This window comes from Streptomyces sp. NPDC046900 (genome assembly GCF_040644975.1).
Taxonomy (GTDB): Bacteria; Actinomycetota; Actinomycetes; order Streptomycetales; family Streptomycetaceae; genus Streptomyces.
Genome location: NZ_JBEYXD010000125.1, coordinates 1 through 17924 on the forward strand (window position 1 = coordinate 1; position 17924 = coordinate 17924).

The 17924-nt window shown below is 66.6% G+C and carries 19 protein-coding genes and 1 pseudogene; 4 read left to right on the plus strand and 16 right to left on the minus strand.

Annotated features, from left to right (window positions below):
- Positions 1–446: 446 nt before the first annotated feature.
- Together ABZ904_RS46680 and ABZ904_RS46685 are read right to left on the minus strand one after the other, a co-directional pair.
- Positions 447–677, minus strand: a complete 231-nt coding sequence (locus ABZ904_RS46680; protein WP_361006531.1) for a hypothetical protein — start codon at positions 675–677, stop codon at positions 447–449.
- A 70-nt stretch (positions 678–747) separates the two neighbouring features.
- Positions 748–1050 carry a hypothetical protein gene (locus ABZ904_RS46685; protein WP_361006534.1) on the minus strand — a complete coding sequence of 101 codons (303 nt, stop codon included), beginning with the start codon at positions 1048–1050 and terminating at the stop codon, positions 748–750.
- Between the two features lie 195 nt (positions 1051–1245).
- Here ABZ904_RS46685 and ABZ904_RS46690 point away from each other — a divergent pair, with 195 nt between their 5' ends.
- Positions 1246–1743: a hypothetical protein gene (locus ABZ904_RS46690; RefSeq protein ID WP_361006461.1), complete on the plus strand. Its 498-nt coding sequence runs from the start codon at positions 1246–1248 to the stop codon at positions 1741–1743.
- 4 nt (positions 1744–1747) lie between these two features.
- Here the strand turns inward: ABZ904_RS46690 and ABZ904_RS46695 are convergent, their stop codons facing one another.
- From ABZ904_RS46695 to ABZ904_RS46750, 12 genes and pseudogenes are all read right to left on the minus strand, one after another.
- Positions 1748–2530, minus strand: coding sequence for an IS5 family transposase (locus tag ABZ904_RS46695; protein WP_361830228.1), 783 nt, complete (start codon positions 2528–2530; stop codon positions 1748–1750).
- A 285-nt stretch (positions 2531–2815) separates the two neighbouring features.
- On the minus strand, positions 2816–3112 hold the full coding sequence (locus tag ABZ904_RS46700; RefSeq protein WP_361001309.1) for a hypothetical protein: 297 nt from the start codon (positions 3110–3112) through the stop codon (positions 2816–2818).
- A 13-nt stretch (positions 3113–3125) separates the two neighbouring features.
- A pseudogene (locus tag ABZ904_RS46705) lies at positions 3126–3479 on the minus strand (GntR family transcriptional regulator); the annotation flags it as partial.
- A gap of 586 nt (positions 3480–4065) precedes the next feature.
- The gene (locus tag ABZ904_RS46710; RefSeq protein WP_361001194.1) at positions 4066–6918 is read right to left on the minus strand and encodes an FAD-binding and (Fe-S)-binding domain-containing protein; all 2853 of its coding nucleotides are present in this window, start codon (positions 6916–6918) and stop codon (positions 4066–4068) included.
- A 75-nt stretch (positions 6919–6993) separates the two neighbouring features.
- A complete protein-coding gene (locus tag ABZ904_RS46715) occupies positions 6994–7827 on the minus strand; it encodes a DUF6282 family protein (protein ID WP_361001196.1) in 834 nt (277 codons plus the stop codon).
- Positions 7820–8701, minus strand: coding sequence for a nitrilase-related carbon-nitrogen hydrolase (locus ABZ904_RS46720; protein ID WP_361001199.1), 882 nt, complete (start codon positions 8699–8701; stop codon positions 7820–7822). Before ABZ904_RS46720 ends, ABZ904_RS46715 begins: the two co-directional genes overlap by 8 nt.
- A complete protein-coding gene (locus tag ABZ904_RS46725; protein ID WP_361001202.1) occupies positions 8674–9627 on the minus strand; it encodes a glycine betaine ABC transporter substrate-binding protein in 954 nt (317 codons plus the stop codon). The genes ABZ904_RS46720 and ABZ904_RS46725 overlap by 28 nt, the downstream gene beginning before the upstream one ends.
- Positions 9628–9683: 56 nt before the next feature.
- On the minus strand, positions 9684–10442 hold the full coding sequence (locus ABZ904_RS46730; RefSeq protein ID WP_361001205.1) for an ABC transporter permease: 759 nt from the start codon (positions 10440–10442) through the stop codon (positions 9684–9686).
- Complete coding sequence (locus ABZ904_RS46735; protein ID WP_361001304.1) at positions 10439–11410, minus strand: ABC transporter ATP-binding protein; 972 nt, start codon at positions 11408–11410, stop codon at positions 10439–10441. Before ABZ904_RS46735 ends, ABZ904_RS46730 begins: the two co-directional genes overlap by 4 nt.
- Positions 11411–11435: 25 nt before the next feature.
- Positions 11436–12083 (minus strand): ABC transporter permease, encoded by a 648-nt coding sequence (locus tag ABZ904_RS46740; RefSeq protein WP_361001208.1) that lies wholly within the window; start codon positions 12081–12083, stop codon positions 11436–11438.
- 162 nt (positions 12084–12245) lie between these two features.
- Positions 12246–13049, minus strand: coding sequence for an IclR family transcriptional regulator (locus ABZ904_RS46745; RefSeq protein WP_361001211.1), 804 nt, complete (start codon positions 13047–13049; stop codon positions 12246–12248).
- Between the two features lie 149 nt (positions 13050–13198).
- The gene (locus ABZ904_RS46750) at positions 13199–14119 is read right to left on the minus strand and encodes an alpha/beta fold hydrolase (RefSeq protein WP_361001214.1); all 921 of its coding nucleotides are present in this window, start codon (positions 14117–14119) and stop codon (positions 13199–13201) included.
- 300 nt (positions 14120–14419) lie between these two features.
- Here ABZ904_RS46750 and ABZ904_RS46755 point away from each other — a divergent pair, with 300 nt between their 5' ends.
- Positions 14420–14677, plus strand: coding sequence for a hypothetical protein (locus tag ABZ904_RS46755; protein ID WP_361001217.1), 258 nt, complete (start codon positions 14420–14422; stop codon positions 14675–14677).
- A gap of 276 nt (positions 14678–14953) precedes the next feature.
- Positions 14954–15790 carry a hypothetical protein gene (locus ABZ904_RS46760; protein ID WP_361001219.1) on the plus strand — a complete coding sequence of 279 codons (837 nt, stop codon included), beginning with the start codon at positions 14954–14956 and terminating at the stop codon, positions 15788–15790.
- Positions 15791–15986: 196 nt separating this feature from the next.
- Here ABZ904_RS46760 and ABZ904_RS46765 read toward each other — a convergent pair whose 3' ends face one another.
- Together ABZ904_RS46765 and ABZ904_RS46770 are read right to left on the minus strand one after the other, a co-directional pair.
- Entirely contained in the window at positions 15987–16178 is a 192-nt protein-coding gene (locus ABZ904_RS46765; protein ID WP_361001222.1) for a hypothetical protein, read from the minus strand.
- Positions 16179–16564: 386 nt separating this feature from the next.
- Positions 16565–16753 carry a hypothetical protein gene (locus ABZ904_RS46770; protein ID WP_361001225.1) on the minus strand — a complete coding sequence of 63 codons (189 nt, stop codon included), beginning with the start codon at positions 16751–16753 and terminating at the stop codon, positions 16565–16567.
- Positions 16754–17608: 855 nt separating this feature from the next.
- Here ABZ904_RS46770 and ABZ904_RS46775 point away from each other — a divergent pair.
- Positions 17609–17782: a hypothetical protein gene (locus ABZ904_RS46775; protein ID WP_361001228.1), complete on the plus strand. Its 174-nt coding sequence runs from the start codon at positions 17609–17611 to the stop codon at positions 17780–17782.
- Positions 17783–17924: the final 142 nt, after the last annotated feature.

Consider the following 17924-nt stretch of genomic DNA (forward strand, 5'->3'; position numbering starts at 1 on the left):
CAGCTACCTCGCCGGCCTCCACCTGCGCGCCTCAATGATCTGGCTCAAGGACCTCACCCGGACGACCTGTTGATCACAACCAAATACGCGCCCTAAGCGCCTGGTCGCTCAACGTGTGCCACAGCCGCCGGGGCACCCACTGTAAGCGCTAGACCGTCGTAGCGCTCGCCCCGCGGACCCGACCTCCGAGTGAGCAGCAAGTGAGGGACGTGTGCGGAAAGAGCGCCCTGGGCGTTCGCCCTGTTCAGAGCCCTATTTCCGTACTCCTGGCGCCTGCCATCCGGAGCCGTGGCGCTGTAACGGCTGTGCGGAACCGGGGTGTCCCGTGTGTCCGACTGTCCGGTTAGAAGGCTGACCTCGGCTGATGGACCGGACACTCCCAAGTGGCAAGTGTCCGGGTGTCCGGTTCCCCCGGGCACCTCAGGCCCGGGCTGCAGACTGGGAGTTCACGAACTGCTGCGCTTCTGCCGCTCCTGCTCCCTACGTTTGACCTCCTCCAGCCGCATAAACAAGGATCGCCACTCCCGCTTGGCTGCCGCTTTCTTCTGCTGCCGGTCCGGCTGAACAACCCTCGGAGCCTTGCCTCGCTTGTCTTTCGGCCCGCTGTGGTCACCGCTGGTGAGCTGAGCGCGCTTGGGGGAGCCATCGCGACCCCGTTGCCGTTCTCCGCTGGTCATGCGGCGACGCTACGCAGAGTCCAGCCTGTCGGGGAAGTACCAGACCGCGCGGCTTCACATGCGAGCATGTTCACGGCCGTCCCCGCTTCCAGTACTCCGTCCACCAAGGATCGAAGTCTGGGTGCTCCTTCCACTGCTCTGCGATCCGCGTGAGCGCGCTGAAGGCCTTGTAGGCAGGTCCGCCCTCATCCAATTCCAGATCAGCCATGCCATGCAGGTAGCGGACGGCAAAGTCCAACGAGGCAGCGACCGGGGCATACTGGGGATCGTCTCTCACCAGCAGCGGAGCGACCCTGTCGCTGATGAAAGCGACCACCTTTGCGAAGTCGTCCTTGGTCAGGGCCGGCGGCGGAGTGTGGGACTCGCTGGTCATGCGCACAGGCTATCCACCCTCCAGCCGCACACGGCCTGACGCGCTTCTCCTGGAGCCATCCAGCGCTTCAACCCAGCGGGCCGGTCTAAGAAGCTGTTGTCTTTCCGAATGTGATCGCTGCGTTTTCGCTGCTCAGGCATGATGTCGACGGTTCTGCGGCAGGGACGACACGTCGTGTTGTTTCGTCGGGGAGGTATGCAGGTGCCGTCGGTGATGGGGCTGTTGGAGGCTCGGGAGTCGGCTGCTCGGGTGCGGGTGGAGGAAATGCGTGCCGAGGCGGACCGGGTTCTGGCCGAGCTGGCGCAGGCGGAAGCCGTACTCGAGCGGCGGGTCGTCGCGCTCGCGGAACTGGCCGAGGCCCTGGCCGCGGGTGCTGTGCCGCAGGAGCCGGTCCGGCCGGCACCGGTTCCGACCCCGGTGAAGGAGCCCGTGGCCGGGTCGGTAATTCCCGAGTGGCACGAGGGGGACACGGCTCAGGTGCTCGCGCCGGAGTACCGGCGGCTGCTGGGCGTGCTGGAGGCCGACAGCGGCGGGGAGGGGCTGCGGGCGAAGGACCTGGCTGCTCGGGTGGGCCTGGAGTTGGTGCCCGCGAAGGTCGAGGGTGTGCGGGTCAAGGCGAAGCGGCTGGTCGCACGGGGTTGGCTGGTTGAGGACCGGCCGGGCCTGTTCACCCTCCGATGCCCGGGTGAGTGAGTGATCAAGTGCGGCGGCGGGCGAGGCGGCGTCCCATGAGCATGGCCATCGACCACTGCACGACGGCTTCGCTGGTGGCGGGCCGGGTCTCGTAGTCGCGGGCCAGGCGCCGCGAGCGCATCAGCCAGCCCAGGGTGCGCTCCACGCACCAGCGTCGGGGCAGTATGACGAAGCCGCGCATGTCGTCGCTGCGCTTGACGATCTCCAGGGTGAGGCGGAGTTTCTGCCTGGCCCAGTCGACGAGGCGGCCTGCATAGCCGCCGTCGGCCCACACGAGCCGGATCTTGCGGTGGCGGGCCAGCAGGCGGGGCAGCATGCCGCAGGCGGCATCCCGGTCAGTGACGTCGGCCGGGGTGACCAACACCATCAGCAGCAGACCGAGGCAGTCCACGATCAGGTGCCGCTTGCGGCCGTTGATGCTCTTGGCGCCGTCGAAGCCCCGGGAGGCTGCCGGGACAGATGCGGCTGCCTTCACCGACTGCGAGTCGACGATCGCGGCCGTCGGTTCCGTGTTCCGGCCCTCGCTCTGGCGGACCCGGCCGCGCAGCCGGTCGTAGAACTCGGCGATCAGGTGGTGGTCACGCCAGCGGCGGAAGAAGGCGTAGACGCGATCCCAGGCGGGGAAGTCCGCGGGCATCGCCCGCCACTTGATTCCGTTGTCCACGAGATACCGGATCGCGTCGATCATCTGCCGGTGGCAATAGCCCTCCGGCTGGCCGCCCTTGCCGTTCATCCATGCCGGCACCGGGAGCAGGTCCCGGACCACCGCCCACTCTGCGTCGGTCATGTCCGACGGGTAGCGTCGCACACGTTTCCCACGGTCGCCCGCGTTGCCGTACACGTGCGCGAGGCAATCACACGGCCGGGCGGACGAGTTGGACGCAACGGGCAACGGCACGGAAGACTGCGGCACCAGGGCCTCCTGTTGCTCATGGACTTCGACACCCACGAGCTGTGCAGGAGGCCCTGCCCTCATGCCCGGCAAGCCGGAAGATCACCCGACCGAGTCGCCGCATTCGAACCCACGCTCACCGTGATCGGTACGACAACGGCTTCTAATTCAGACTGCTACCTATACGTCCCCCAGGAACTGCAGCCATGAGGTCCCGCTCCTGCCCGGGAAAGCACTCTTCAGACTGAGTTGCAGGGTGCGGCGCAGTGGATGAGGGGACCGCATGATGGCCTTGTTGCGGGTGGCCAGACGGGCGAGTTCGGCTTGGTTGGGCAGCCGGTCGCTCTTGGTTCCATTGCAGGCGCCGTGCGCAGGGGCGAGGTTCCGCAGGGCGCCCAAATCTGGGCCGTGCCATGAGCCGACGCTGCCGGCCGACTCCGTGTCGTGCCTCGACGTGGCCGGCGGTCTCCAGTTCACGAGCGGCGCGGCGCACCGTGCCGCGAGACACCCCGTACTTCTCAACGAGGTCCGCTTCACTCGGAAGACGCGTACCGGCAGGCAAGTCCCCCTTCCGGATCTGCTCCAACAAGTCCGCCATGATCTGTTCGTACGGCGCGGCCTCGGCGCCCCCAGCAACCCTGCGACCAACACCAGCAACGGTCTTGATGTCCCCCGATTCTTCGAGGGCACGCAGCGCGCGCCGAACCGTCGTACGGGCCACCCCGAACTCGCGCCCGATCTCGGCCTCGGACGGCAATCCGTCCTGATAGGCCCCAGCGACGATCCGCTCACGCAACGCCTGAGAGATCACTTGATACGTCCCGCGTGGGCTGGGGCTCGGCACGCATTCCTCCTTCGGACACCGTCGGGTTCCAGTTTCCCACGGGCACCCGTGCTGGTGGCGCGTCCGTGCTGTCCGGCTGTCCGGTTACGGGCCTCACCTGCACAAACAGGCCGGACAGCTCAAAGTGCCGGTGTCCGGGCTGTCCGGCCACAGACGGCTGCAACACTCACTGGGTGTTGCAGCCCGTCGGCGGAGCCGACCTCTCAATAGGCAAAGGAGCCAGAGGCGACTTCCGATCTGCTCGCCTCGCGAGGGCTCAGTAGCCGGCGCGAGGCTTTTCCTACCTCATCAAGTCACCCGGCTGCGCTCCGCTCCGCCGGGCGCGCTTCCCGGCCCGCTCCGCGCGACGCTCCTGCCTTCGGCCCGATCCGCGCGCGCTGCGCCGACGCACGCCCCCATGTGGATAGGGCCGGAGGTCATGAGTCGAGCACTGCAGAGAGCGGCCACGTCAGGTCACGCCTCCGGCGGGGGCGCTCAGGCTCCGAGATAGACGGGGCGCCGTTCGCGAGTGCCGGCCGAGTCGTGCGCGGGGAGCTCCCATCCCGTCTGCCGTCGACCCAGGCAGAGCCGAGCAGACGGGATGCCCCTAAGCGTCGGAGGGCTTCGGCGATGATCTGGTCGCCGTGGAGCGTCGGAGGGCTTCGGCGATGATCTGCACGAGGTGACGGCTGTCGAGGCTGGCGAGGTCGCGCACTTGAGTGCGGCAGGAGAATCCGTCGGCGAGGATCCGCCTGTCCGGACTGGCGGATGCCTTGGCGAGGATGCCGTCCTGTGCGATCTTCTCGGAGACTTCGTAGTGGCCCTTCTCCATGCCGAAGTTCCCGGCGAGGCCGCAGCATCCTGCGGAGGTCTCGATGTCGCAGCCCATGGCTTCCAGGAGCGCCTGATCCGCCTCGTATCCCATGACTGCGTAGTGGTGGCAGTGGGGCTGGACGAGGAGCTTCTCGGCTGCTTGCGGTGGTATCCAGCCGATGGAGGTGACGAATTCAGCGATGGTCTTGACCGAGCGAGATAGCTCGGCAGCGCGGGGGTCCTCGGGAAGGAGCTCCACGAGGTCCGAGCGGAGCGTGGCGATGCAGCTGGGTTCGATGCCCACGACAGTTCTTCCATCCCTGACGTGCGGGAGAAGGAGGTCGAGTGTCTTGCGGAGCTTGGCTTTGGCGGCGGTGAGCTGGCCGGTGGAGACGAGAGTCAGACCGCAGCAGGCTCCGGGGCTGGCGATCTCGACGTCGCAGCCGGCGGCGAAAAGGACTTCGAGGGCATCCCTGGGGATGTCCGGATTGATGGCATCTGAGAAGGAGTCGACCCAGAGCAGGACCTTGGGCTCGCCCGTGTTCTCTCTGGCGGTCTTCGGCGGCTTGCTCCAGCGGAACGGCGTCCTGGGCAGCGTCGGCAGTGAACGGCGGGGGTCGGCACCCATCATCGTCGTCATGGCTCGGCGGAGCAGCGGGATACGGCCGGCGACGTTGATGAGCGGGGCCAGGGGTGCGGCGAGCCTGAGCCACTGCGGAAGCCGGCCGAGCGTGTAGTGGCTGAGCGGACGCAGACGCCGCTTGTACGTCTGGTGGAGGGTCTCGGACTTGAACGTGGCCATGTCGATGCCGGTGGGGCAGTCGTTCGCGCACGCCTTGCAGCTCAGGCACAGGTCGAGAGCGTCGTGGACTTCGGGGGAATTCCAGCTGTGGGTGACGACTGTTCCGTTGAGCATCTCCTGGAGGACCCGGGCGCGGCCTCGGGTGGAGTCTTTCTCGTTTCGGGTGGCGGTGTACGAGGGGCACATGAATCCGCCCTGTCCGCGCAGATCGGCCCGGCACTTGCCGACCCCGACACACCGATGGACGGCGTCGGTTATGTCTCCGCTGTCGTGCGCGAACGCGAAGCCGTCGGTGGCGCGGAGCCGGCGGGCCTGGGGACGACGGAGGTCGGCGTCCAGCGGTGCCGGGCGGACGACGACCCCGGGGTTCATGAGGTCCTCGGGGTCCAGGAGAGCCTTGAAGGCCTCCATCGCGCGCAGGGCTTCGGGGCTGTACATGACGGGCAGCAGCTCGGAGCGGGCGCGCCCGTCGCCGTGCTCGCCGGACAGGGAGCCTCCGTGCTCGGCGGCCAGGGCCGCGGCACGTTCGAGGAACCTGCGCATGAGCGTGCCCCCGTCGTCGAGCGGAAAGTCGATGCGGACGTGGACGCACCCGTCGCCGAAGTGGCCGTAGGCCAGACCGGAGACGTTCTCCTCGGCCATGAGGGCTTCGAGTCCGCGCAGGTAGTCTCCGAGCCTTTCTGGGGGGACGGCGGAATCCTCCCAGCCGGGCCAGGCTTGCTTGCCGTCGGCGGTGCGTCCGGCCAAGCCTGCACCGTCGGCACGGATCTGCCAGAGCCTGGTCGCCTCGGGGCCTGCGGGCAGGACAACGGCGTCAGCCGAGCCGGAGGAGGCGACGAGTTTCCGCGCCGCCTCGATTGCCTCTTCTGAGCTGGCGCCGCCGACTTCAGCTATCAGCCATCCCCCGCCGGCGGGCAGGGTGGGGACACTGGCGCTGCCGTGCGCCCGGCGGACGACATCGACGAGCTGTGCGTCCAAGCCTTCCAGGGCGAGCGGGTGGAAGGGGAGCAGGTTCGGCACATCGTCCGCGGCGGCGGCCATGTCGCTGTAGCCGAGTACGGCCAGAGCCGGCGCAGGTGCCTGGGGGACGAGCCTGACGGTGGCTTCGAGGAGGATTCCGCAGCTGCCTTCGGTACCCGCCAGGGCTGCGGCGAGGTTGCGCCCGTTCTCCGGGAGCAGGTGCTCCAAGGAGTAGCCGGAGATCTGGCGTCCAAAACGTCCGAACTCGGTGCGCAGCACTGCCAGGTTCTTCGAGACGAAGGAGTCCAGACCAGGCACCACCGTGAGCGCATCATCGCCTGAGCCGACCGTGATGACGTCGCCGCGGCCGGTCAGCCAGGTCATGGACACCACGTTGTCGGCCGTGCGCCCATAAGAGAGGCCGTGTGGACCGCACGCGTTGTTGCCGATCATCCCGCCGATCGTGCAGCGGGTGGCGGTGGAGGGATCAGGGCCGAACCGCAGTCCAAAGGGCAGGGCCGCGTTCTGAAGTGTGCTCAGGACCGTCCCCGGTTCGACCACCGCCGTTGAGGAATCGGTGTCGATCGCGAGGACGTGGTTCATGAAGCGAGAGAAGTCGATCACGAGGCCGGGGCCCACAGCGTTGCCGGCGCAGGAGGTGCCTCCTCCCCTGACGGTCACGGGAACTCCGTGGGCGCGGGCGATGCCGACAGCGGTGATCACATCGTTCTTCGACTTGGGCGTGAGCACGGCCTGGGGGACGATCCGGTAGTTCGAGGCGTCGGTCGAATAGAGCGCTCTGGTCAGGGACGAGCCGTCGACGAGGTCGCCGAGGCGTCCGCGCAGGACGTCGAGGAACGACTCGGCCTTCGGATGGTCTGCCATGGTCGCGTCCATATCGTGCTGCTCCTGAGGGGCCATCGGGTCTGCTGGGAGTTGACGGGATCCGTTCGACGGCTGTTACGGGAGGACAAGCTCCCTGGGGGTGTCGCTGGCGGCGTCCCGAAGCCATCCAGGGTCCAGTCCTTCGGCGGCGAGCGCGGCGATGAGCTGTTCGAGGGCCGAGGGAGGCTCTGGGCTGTCGGGCTGTCCCGCGTCGGACGCGAGGACGAGGCGTGGCCCTGTTCCCTGAGCGACGGCGGCGAGGCGGGCTGCCGTCATCCCGGGCTGGTGGAAGAGTTGGTAGGCGGTGATTTCGACGTGGGCGCCTCTCTCGGCGAGCTCGGCGATCTCCCGCACCTCCATGCCGGGGACGGTGTAAGAGGGGTGCGTGAGCAGGAACCGGCTGATGCCCCGGGCCAGGGCCTGATCCAGCAGCCACCTGCATTCCTCGCCGCTGAGATGCCCCGTGCACAACACCGCGTCGTGCTCGGCGATCAGGTCGAGAACGAAGGCGACGTCCTTGGCCGCTGCGTCGTCCGCGGCCAGGACTGGCGGGACGGACAGCACGGAGCGGTCCAGGCGCTCGTCCAGGTCTCCCAGCCGTGGCAGCCTGGCACTTTCCTGGGTGTGGGCGTCCGCCGTGGGGAACCACACGACCCGACCGCCTGTGGACAGAGCTGAAAGGACAGCTGCCGGGTTGATGCCGCCGACGGCACGGTTGAGGGCGATTCCCCCCACGACCTCCAGCCCGGAGGAGCGGCTGAGGGCGCTGGCCCGGCCCACGGTGGATTCGTGGTGAGCCTTCAGGACGAAGCCGCTGTAGCCGGCCGCGGCATAACTGTCCCCGATCTGGTCGTCGTATCCGATCCGTTCGAGCACGTCGGGGGCGGCATGGACATGAACGTCAAACATGTAGCTGCTCCCTTTCAGGGCCACTGTCCGTTGGCAACGCCCCGGCAAGGAACTCGGTCCGGGATTCCGCGAGCACAGGGACCTCTGCTCGAAGCCGGCGCAGGGCTGTCATGTCGAGGTCGGCGAAAGCAGCACCCGGCTCGTCCCCGAGGGATACGAGGACGCTGCCGTCCGGGCCCAGAACGCGTGAGCCGCCCCAGAACCGGGCCCCGCCATCCGTACCGCAGCGGTTGACGAAGACGACGTAGCACTGCAGCAGCACAGCCGCATGTTCCAGGATCACCTCCCACGTGCGACGGATGCGTGCCGGGTCGGAGCCTTCCATGCTGGCCACGGGCACGATCAGGACTTCGGCACCGCTTTGGGCCGCCAGCCATGGGATGACGGGATGCCACATGTCATTGCAGATGGCCGTGGCGATACTGGCCGCGCGGAAGTGGGCGGTCCCCAGCTCCGCGCCGGGCTGGAACGACAGGTGCTCGTTCCACGGCGCGTAGGAAACGGGCTGGAGCTTGCGCTGAAGGTGCCGGATCCCGGTCAGCGGATCGGACAGCAGGTAGGCGTTCCACGGCAGCCCGGAGGCGCTTTTCTCGGCGAAACCCACTCCCACACCTGCGGATACAAGGGCAGCGAGCCGAGGATCGTCGCTGGCGAAGAGGTCTGTCGCCTTGTGCGGAGCAAATCCATAGCCGTTGACCGAGAGTTCCGGGGTGACGGCGAGGTCGACCGGGCCGAGGCTGTTGTGCAGTTCGGCGATGCCAGCGAGGTTTTCTTCTACTGCACCGAAGACGGGCGCCGTCTGGAGGAGCCCCACGCGAAGCGTGCAGGGCTCCTCCAGGCTCGCTGCTACTTCAGCTTGTTGGCGCTGAGCCACTGGCTCGCGACCTCCTCCGGCCTCTTGCCGTCCACGTCGATCTGCGCGTTGAGCTTCTGCAGTTCGGCGGTGGTCAGCAGGTTGCTCACCGGATCCATCACCGTCTGGATCTTCGGGTACTTCTTCAGGACGGCGCCTCGGACGTTCAGGGAGAGGTTGTAGGGCGGGAAGAACTTCTTGTCGTCCTTCAGGACGGTCAGCCCGAGGGCGGAGATCCGGCCGTCGGTGGCGAAGACCTCACCGAAGTTGCACGGGTTCCCCTTGGCGGCAGCGTTGTAGATCGGGCCTTCGGCCAACTCCGCCACGTCGCCCTTAGGGAGGCTGAAGCCGTACGCCTTCTGCAGCCCGGGCCACCCGTCGTCGCGGCCGAAGAACTCCGAGGCACCGCAGAAGCCGGCGCCTTTCGGATCCTTCGTGGCGAGCTTGGCGTAGTCGGAGAGCGTGGAGACGCCCAGCTTCTTCGCCGTCTGTGTCTTCACCGCGACCGCATAGGTGTTGTTCGCCGCCGCGGGCGGGAGCCACACCACATCGTTCTTGGCCTTGTCCAGCGAGCTGACCTTCTGGTACACGGCCTGCGGGTCGGTGACGGTCCCCTGCTGCTGCAAGGCCAGCCAGCCAGTGCCGGTGTACTCCCAGTACATGTCCACGGAGCCGCTGGTCAGCCCGGCACGGACGGCGTTGGTTCCGCTCATGCCACAGGTGCGCTTGACGCTCGCTCCCTGCGACTCGAGCCGCTCGGCGGTGATCTCGCACAGCAGCAGCTGCTCGGTGAAATTCTTGGAAGCGACGGTCACGGTGGCCCCTTTGAGGGGGCCGCTCTTCGCGGGGCCGCCGCTGCCCTGCTCGGCACCGCTGCTGCCGAGAGCGCAGCCGCTCGTGAGCGCAAGGCTGAGCAGGCTTGCCGCAGCCAACATGTTTTTGCGCATGTCGAAGCCCTTTCGTGGTGCTTGACGAGTTCGGGTGGATCAGAACGGGAGCGGTCTCAGATGCCGCGCGGGCGGAGGAACCGCTCAGCCAGGCCGGCCAGCCAGTCGACGGTCAGGGCCAGGGCCATCGTGAGGGCGCTGCCCACCACGAGCACCGGCGTCCTGTCGAGGGAGATACCGGAAGAGATGACGGAGCCGAGACCCCCGGCGTTGGTGAATGCGGCGAGAGTGGCCACGCCGACGTTGAGGATCAGTGCCACACGGATGCCTGCCAGCATCACCGGGACCGCCAGGGGCAGTTCGATGGTGAAGAGCACCTCTCGAGGACTCATCCCCATGCCACGCCCTGCATCGATCAGTGCAGGGTCGACCTGACGGATCCCGACCATGGTGTTGCGCAATACGGGAAGGAGGGCGTACAGCACTAGCGCCACCACGGCCATCCAGAAGCCGACGCCGAAGACCATGGCCAGCAAGACCAGCACTCCGATGGACGGCACCGCCTGGCTGGCGTTGGCCGCCGCGAGCACAATCACACCCGCCCTACTGATGCCGGGCCTGGTCAGCAACACCCCCAGGGGGACACCGATGGCGATGGTCAGCAGCGTCGATGCGACGACGAGTTGGACATGCTGCCACAGTGCGGTCAGGACCACGTCGGAGGTCAGGCTGCGGCTCTCGATGGAGTCCAGCTGGAGGGAACTGACGTAAGCCCAGAGGCCTCCCAGCAGGACAAGAACGACCAGCGGCAGGACCCATGTCCTGGAACGGCGCGTTCCAGACCGGGTGACGCCTTCAACAGCCCCGGTGCTCATGAGAGCACCTTCGTCGGCTGGGCTGCTGCAGTGAGCAGGGTCTGGAGATCGAGGTAGCGGCTGCCCTCCCCGGGAACGCTGACCTCAATGCCCTCTGCCCTTGAAGCCAGAACCAGCTCGAGTGCCCTGTGGATGCTTTCGCCGGCGTCGATCGCTATGGCGTTCGCAACGCTGCCCGTGGCGGACGGCGCTGCGGCGATGACGTCCGAGACCTTCAGGAGCGACAACCGCCGGACCGGGGCGCCGGATCCGACGAAGTCCCTGACGAAGTCGTCGGCGGGGTTGCTGAGTATCTCCAGGGGGGTGTCGAACTGGGCCAGACGGGAGCCGGGTCCGAAGATGGCGATGCGGTCGCCCAGGCGAAGTGCCTCGTCGATGTCGTGCGTGACCATCACGATCGTCTTGCGGATGCGTTCCTGGAGCCGCAGGAACTCCATCTGGAGCTTTTCCCGCGCAATGGGGTCCACGGCGCCGAACGGCTCGTCCATCAGCATCACCGGCGGATCCGCGGCGAGGGCGCGGGCAACACCGACCCTCTGCTGCTGGCCGCCGGAGAGCTGCCTGGGATATCTGTCGGCGTAGGTGACCGGATCGAGCCCAACCATCTCCAGCAACTCGTTCGCCCGCTGACGGCGCTCGGACTTCTTCACTCCGAGCATCCTGGGCACGAGAGCGATGTTGTCCGCGATGGTCAGATGGGGCAACAGGCCGATCTGCTGGATGACGTAGCCGATGCCGCGCCGCAGGTCGTCCACGTCGGCGTGGGTAACGTCCTTGCCGTCGATGAAGATCCGCCCGTGCGTGGGCTCGACGAGTCGGTTGATCATCCGCAGAGTGGTGGTCTTCCCGCATCCGGACGGGCCGACCAGGACGACGAACTCTCCTCGCTTGATCTCCATGGAAAGCCCGGAGACGGCCGCCTTCTCCTGACTGGGGTATCGCTTGGAGACCTGGTCCAGAAAGATCATGGTGTCGGGGCTGGGGATGGGCCTGTCAGACATTCAATCCTCGCAGAGCAGTGATCTTGGCAATCACGATGAACAGCAGGTCGAGGACCAGAGCGACAAGCACCACTCCGATCACTCCTGAGAGGGCTTCCTCCAGCGCGTTCGCTCCCCCGATACGCTCCAGCCCACGGAAGATCAGCTGTCCCAGACCAGGGCCACGCACGACGGCTCCGATGGCCGCTGTCGCGACCAACATGATCGTCGCCGTCCGGATCCCATTGAGGATCACCGGCCAGGCCAGAGGCAGAACAACGGAGCGCATCCGCCGTCCCGGGCCCATGCCGAGGCCGCGTGCCGCCTCAACGACGGCCGGGTCGACCCCTTCGATGCCGGTCACCGTATTGCGCAGGATCGGGAAGAGCCCATACACGGCCAGGGCGGCGATCGTCGGGGCGACACCGAGTCCCAGAACGGGGATCATGAGGGCGAACAAGGCGAAGGAGGGGATGGTCAGCAGCGATCCCGTCAGGGACAGCAGGGCGTGACGCAACCCGGGCGCGGACTGGGTGAGAAGGGCGAGCCCGACCCCGACGACCGCGGAGATCGCGACGCTGATCAGGACGAGTTCGATGTGCTGCTCTGCCAAGAACACCAGATAGCTGGCATTGTCCGACATGTAGGAGATGAGGTTCATGGAGCGGCCACCCCTCCGCACGCACAGCTGGCGACCGCACGGAGGACACGCTGCCGAAGGCCGGCGGAACCGGACTCAGGACGGGGATGAGCGATATGTCGCATGGTGTTCTCCGGTTCTCCGGGGCTCGAACGGATGGTTGTCGGTAGGCTTCGGCGGCCGTCAGGGGTCGCTCGGATCGGCGCAGGAGCGCACGTCGGAGCCGAGGGAAGCCTGTAGGGCCCGCACCGTCGCAAGCAGGTGGCCGGCGAAGGCCTGGATGTGCGGCTCGATCCTGAACGCTGGACCGGAAATGTTCACTGCGGCTTTGACCTGGCCGGTGAAATCCCGAACTGGTGCCCCTATGCCCAGGAGCTCCGGGTCGAAGATTCGGTTCGCGACCGTGTATCCCCGTCGGCGGGCCTCCTGAACCTGGGCGAGGAACTCGCGTGCCTCACGGTCCGAGACCCTGTATTCACCGCGCTGGACTATCTCGACGATGTGCTCGTCCTCGCGGTCCATCAGCAAAGCCATGCCGCTGGAGCTCCTGTGCACCGGGATCGTGCGGCCCACCCAGTTCACGGCCTCGATCGACCGCCGGGAGCCTTCCGACTGCACGGTGAGCACCTCACCGTCGCTGAGAACGCTCAGGTAGGTGCGCTCCCGGACCGTTTCGGTCAACCTGAGCAGCAACGGGGCCGCGAGTTTGGTCAGCCGCTGGTCTCCCGCCCGGACCGCCAGTGCAAAGAGCCGCCAGCTCAGCTCGTACCGCCCCGAAGGACGTCTGGCAACCATGCCAGTCTCAAGCAGGCTCTTGAGCTGCCGGGACACGACGGACTTCTCGCGCCCCAGCACCCTGGCGACATCGGCCACGCTCAGCCCCTCGGGGAACACGGCCGGATCCGCCGACGCGAGCGCGTCAAGTATCGCCATCACCCGCGAAGCACCGCTCCGCGCTGCGGGAGTCTGTTTCTGCTCAAGAGCCATACCGAATCCTAGGTAGCGGTATGAATAAATAGATGGGGGAGGTGATGCACGCAACACGGCGTTGCATTTTCTGCATCGCTTGTCCGCGCGTCGCTTCCCGTGCCGGGGCGGGACCGGTCAGGGCTCCGTGCGGGCGGCCCCTGCCGCTGTCAGGCCGAGATGCTCCGGGCGGGAGCGGCGGAGACGCGGAAGGCGTCGTCGAAGAATTCCTTCAGGCGGTCGCACAGCAGCAAGAACTCTGGGTGGTCGCCGTACATGAAGTCGTTGTGCCGCCCGTGGATCGTGTAGAGGATCTTGGGCGAAGCAGCGGACGCGTACAGGGACAAGGCCTCGTCATAGGGATGCAGCGAGTTCTGCTGCCCGTGGGCGATGAACAGAGGTGTCGGCGCAAGGTTCGCCACCACGTTCTCCACCTTCAAGTCAAGGATGGACTCCGTGAACTGCAGCCGGGTCGGGTGCCCGAAGCCGTAGACCTGCGACAACTCCTTCTCGACGTAGTCACCGGTCGCCGGGTCGAGCGGGTAGTGGGCAAAGGTGTCCGCAAGCTTGGACTCGCCCCGGAGGACTCGGTGCACCCGGTCTTCCGCCACTTCCTCGACGATCTTCATGAACTCGTCGTAGGTGTGGATGGACTTGAGCCAGCGCCCCCCGTCGTAGAACCCGTTCAGGGAAGCAACTCCCGCAACGTCGCCGGCCTTCTCGGCGGCAAGGATGACATTCGCAGCGCCCATGCCCCAGCCGATAAGGCCGACACGGCGAGGGTCAATGTCATCCTGCGAGCGGATGAACGTCACCGCGTTGCGCACATCCTGGACCTGTTCCTCGATCAGGACCCGCCCCTTCTCACCCTCGCTGTCCGCCATGCCGCGGTAGTCGAAGCCCAGGCAGACGAACCCACGCTCGGTCATCCGCTGAGCGAACAACTTCGGGTAGAACTCGTTGAACCCCTGGTAGCCGGAGTTGACGACGAGCGCCGGATACTGCCCACCTTCCTGGAGGTCGTCGGGATAGTAGGCGGTGGCCTTCAGGCGGCTGCCCTCGCTGTAAAACGCGGTTTCCTTCTGGATCACGATGATTCCTTGTGTTGGTCCGACCGAACTGGCCAAGCCCCCGGCTCGCTCCGGGGCCGGCGCCTTCACCGCTTCTGCTAGCAGTGCGTCCTGCGCACATGTCGAGAGTGCGCTGCAGGCCTTGGGCGGTCACTTTCAAGGCAAGATGCGGTGAGCGCAACGAGCCTGTGCATAATTTGCAACGCCCGAGTGGCCAGCTGTTGTCCTACCGAGCCTGGGAGGCTGTCAGCCTGCCGAATTGGACGACCGCGTTTTCGCTGCTCGGGCCTAGAGTCGGCCCACCGCACCGCCTCGGGTCGCATGTCCCCGTTCACCACGGGTTCCCGGACCACGGTCGGATACGTGCCGTCCGACCTGCGTTCTGCCTACCACCTGGGCGGTACCTCGGGATCCGGCCGCACAGTGGCGATCGTCGACGCCATGAACGCCCCGAACGCCGAGTCCAACCCGGCGACTTACCGAAGCGCCCACGGTCGGCCGTCGTGCACCACCGCCAACGGCTGCTTCCGCAAGGTGAATCAGAACGGCCAGGCCTCGCCGCTGGCCGCCGGTGACTAAGGATGGGCCGAGAGATCAGCCTCGATCTGGACATGGTCTCGGCGACATGCCTGACTGCCACATCCTCTTGGTCGAGGCGAACTGGCGAACACCCGCATCTCCTGACGGCCGAGGCCATCGCCGCCACTACGCCGGGCGTCGTCTCCGTCTCCGACAGTTGGGGTGGCTCCGAAAACAAAACCTCACTGCCGCCGAGTCGCACTTCCACCACGCTGGCGTCGCGATCACAGCGGGCTCGGGTGATTCCGGGTACTCTTGATCGTTTGCCGGGCGACTTTGGCCGACTGGGGCTTTGGGCGGATGGCTGCTGTCGTGTCTGTGATGATCGCTCTGAACTCCAAGGAGGACGCGTTGGACGAGCAGGCATATGGGTTCGAGGCAGACCGGCAGGGTGCGGACAGCAGCGGCGTTCGGTTCCGGCCGGAGGATGTGCTGGAGCTGGAGTGTCCGTTCACCGAGACCGCGGTCACCGAGATCTCTCGCTTCTACGTCTCCGTACGGTGGCCGTGGTTGGAGGTGGACCCGCAGGCGAAAAACATCAGGTGGAACGGCCAAAGGGCGCTTCCAACGCCTGAAGCCCACGAATGGGAGATCTTCCGAACTGAACCAGTTGAGGCCGCATTGAAGTCGGGCCACACCTGTCGGGTGGGAATCCCCCCGACCGTAGTGCACGTCCTGGCAGTCCACCACTTCGATCCGCCTCTGGTGACCGGGATGCTGCCGCGGCCTGCGTCCTATCTGGAACTCCTGCGACAGGGCGAAACCCATGACCCCGAATTCGAGGACCAGGGCTATGCACTCGACCCGGCGGGCGGTGAACCGATCCGCATCCAACTGCTCTTCCGTCCCTACGCCTTCCTTGAACCAGGCGATGAGGTCGTCGACCAAGTCGGGCGCGTCTGGCGGTTCGACGCAGCCTGGGACTGGCACCCCTTCGACGAAGCGCAGCCCAGCACCCCGGCCTGGCCACTTGCTCTGCTCTCCCGTAATGGTGCGCCCACACCCGAGGAGGCCGCTGCGGTCGCCCGGGCGACCGCAGCCGGCAGCCACGCCGAGGAACTGCAGCGGTGGACCGAACTCACTCTCGCGAGCCCAGTCACCCGTCAGCAGTGACCTTGCCGAGACCGAACAAGATCAGGTGGCAAGGAGCCGCCGGCGCGCGATCTTCTGGCAAGCGGTCAAGATCCTTGTCAGGAGACAGCCGCATCCCAGACCTGAAGATCACGATCTACGGCTTGAGTCTAGCTACTGGACTTGAATGGGTGATGTCGGGCCGGACGGCTGCACTTGGTTCCTGCTGAGACCTGAGTCAGATGTGGGCTCTGATCTGCTTCACCGGGTGCCCGAGTGTGTCGCCGATAGTGGCCAGTTCCTCGTCGCCGAACCAGTCACGTTCGGGGTTCCAGATGGCGATCTCGAAGCGGGCGAAGCCGCACGGCCAGTCGTAGTTCAACACGTCCAGCGACGTGGCGGCGTCGCAGCAGGGCACTTGCACGGCCAAGGTGGCGAAGCCGTCCTCACAGTGGTTTTCCAGCAGGTCGGCGTACCACTCGGTGTCGATCGAGGCGCCGCAGTGCGGGCAGCCGATCCGTTCCAGGTTGTCGCCGGTCGAGTCGCTCAGGTTCGGTGATCGGTTCAGGGACCGTCCGCAGGGTGCCGCGCCGTATGGCCGACGCTGATTGTAGGACGACTCGAAACTCGGCGCGCGCGTGGCACAGGTGGGCCTGACACCAGATCAATGTGCGGTCGACTACTTGCCCCTTGAAAAAGGGTTTGGCCTGGTGGCGAGGCTGATGTGGAGGGGTCGAGAGGCAGCGTGTCACGCGCTTGCGCGAGCATCGGCTCGACCGGCGGCCGCAACACCATCCCGCTAGACCGCCGCGACGCTCAGCCGCCAGGATGCGCCGGCGCCTTGAGTCGCCAGCCGCTGCCACTACACGCCTGGTGCAGAGGCGGGAAGCGATGGCCCTTCACATCGGTGCTGTACTCGTGGTCCCGTCCGCAGTCGCACTCGTAGATCCCGGAGACGGGAACGATCTCGCCGGGATGATGGACCTGCTCGGTGTCTTCACCCATAGAGCCTGTCTACGCCACCCCCCGGGATGCCGCACGCCACTAAACGGCGATCGGGTGGAGCTCGCCAGCCGCGACGTACATTCGGACACATGAACGAGGTGCCCAGACGCATCGACCCCACGATGGACCGCGCGTCTGCCGCGATCATGCTGGGCTGCACACCCGCACAGGCCGGCCCGTGCTCGCGATGCCAGGGCTTGACCTGCCGGTACGGGCGAGGCGCCCAGCTGCTGTGCCCCCACTGCCGGGCTACCGAGCAGAGCACCCAGTGCGTGAGGTGACGGAAAACCGGTCGCGGGTACTCGGAACCACGGAATCCGCCGTTTCCACTGACTTTCCGAAGAAGGCGATCCCCATGAACTTCTCGTGCGTAAAGATCCCCTGCATGGCGGACGGAGCGGAAGCACTCTTCCCCTGGTACGCCATCATGTTCGCGATCCTGGTTGTGGCCCTCGTGGTCATGCTGCTGAAGACCAGGCACCATTGACCTTCGCGGGACCCCGCAGGAGCTGCTGCCTTGGTGCCTCCGGGCGCGGAGGGATGCGATAAGCCCCCGACCCGGCCACGGACCGCGAGCATGCTGGGCTGACAACGGCATCGGCCCGTGCGCCCGCTGCCAGGGGCTGACCTGCCGCTAAGCACCGCGAGACCTCCCGGCGCGGTGTGCCTGCTCAGGTGGAGCTATGGCCTTCTTTTCGCTCTCGAAGCGACAACCGTTGGAACTGCTGTCCGCTACTGATCTGGCGATCGAGCACGAGCTGCTCAGAGGAGAACCAGCCACGACGTGATCGATCCCAAGGGCCACGAGATCGGGGCCCTGGAAGCGGTTTACCTGTATGGAGGAAGTGGCTTTCCATGTTTGCGCTCTTCCTGCTCCTGGTCCTCGCGGCGATCGTCCTGGGACTCGTCGGCGCGACGATGAAGGGACTGTTCTACCTCCTGATCATCGGCGTGGTGGTCTTCGTGGCCGACCTCGTGCTGCTGGGCGCGCGCTGGGCGCGGCGATCGCACCGGCACGCCGTCCGGTGATCGCCGCGGCCGGACCGTTGGCTCTCGTGGCGCTGCCCGCTCGCACTCTTACGGGCTGCCCCGCGATTGATCACGGGGCGTGTTGGCCTGGGGAGTTGGCTGGTGGGTGATTCAGCAGGCGGCTGTGCGGACGGGCACCAGT

What these genes read in the sequence shown, in the direction of transcription:
- ABZ904_RS46680 (WP_361006531.1), bottom strand. Translation starts at nt 677, where the DNA reads ATGACCAGCGGAGAACGGCAACGGGGTCGCGATGGCTCCCCCAAGCGC.
- ABZ904_RS46685 (WP_361006534.1), bottom strand. Translation starts at nt 1,050, where the DNA reads ATGACCAGCGAGTCCCACACTCCGCCGCCGGCCCTGACCAAGGACGAC.
- ABZ904_RS46690 (WP_361006461.1), top strand. Translation starts at nt 1,246, where the DNA reads ATGCAGGTGCCGTCGGTGATGGGGCTGTTGGAGGCTCGGGAGTCGGCT.
- ABZ904_RS46695 (WP_361830228.1), bottom strand. Translation starts at nt 2,530, where the DNA reads ATGACCGACGCAGAGTGGGCGGTGGTCCGGGACCTGCTCCCGGTGCCG.
- ABZ904_RS46710 (WP_361001194.1), bottom strand. Translation starts at nt 6,918, where the DNA reads ATGGCAGACCATCCGAAGGCCGAGTCGTTCCTCGACGTCCTGCGCGGA.
- ABZ904_RS46715 (WP_361001196.1), bottom strand. Translation starts at nt 7,827, where the DNA reads ATGTTTGACGTTCATGTCCATGCCGCCCCCGACGTGCTCGAACGGATC.
- ABZ904_RS46725 (WP_361001202.1), bottom strand. Translation starts at nt 9,627, where the DNA reads ATGCGCAAAAACATGTTGGCTGCGGCAAGCCTGCTCAGCCTTGCGCTC.
- ABZ904_RS46730 (WP_361001205.1), bottom strand. Translation starts at nt 10,442, where the DNA reads ATGAGCACCGGGGCTGTTGAAGGCGTCACCCGGTCTGGAACGCGCCGT.
- ABZ904_RS46735 (WP_361001304.1), bottom strand. Translation starts at nt 11,410, where the DNA reads ATGATCTTTCTGGACCAGGTCTCCAAGCGATACCCCAGTCAGGAGAAG.
- ABZ904_RS46740 (WP_361001208.1), bottom strand. Translation starts at nt 12,083, where the DNA reads ATGAACCTCATCTCCTACATGTCGGACAATGCCAGCTATCTGGTGTTC.
- ABZ904_RS46745 (WP_361001211.1), bottom strand. Translation starts at nt 13,049, where the DNA reads ATGGCTCTTGAGCAGAAACAGACTCCCGCAGCGCGGAGCGGTGCTTCG.
- ABZ904_RS46755 (WP_361001217.1), top strand. Translation starts at nt 14,420, where the DNA reads ATGTCCCCGTTCACCACGGGTTCCCGGACCACGGTCGGATACGTGCCG.
- ABZ904_RS46770 (WP_361001225.1), bottom strand. Translation starts at nt 16,753, where the DNA reads ATGGGTGAAGACACCGAGCAGGTCCATCATCCCGGCGAGATCGTTCCC.
- ABZ904_RS46775 (WP_361001228.1), top strand. Translation starts at nt 17,609, where the DNA reads ATGTTTGCGCTCTTCCTGCTCCTGGTCCTCGCGGCGATCGTCCTGGGA.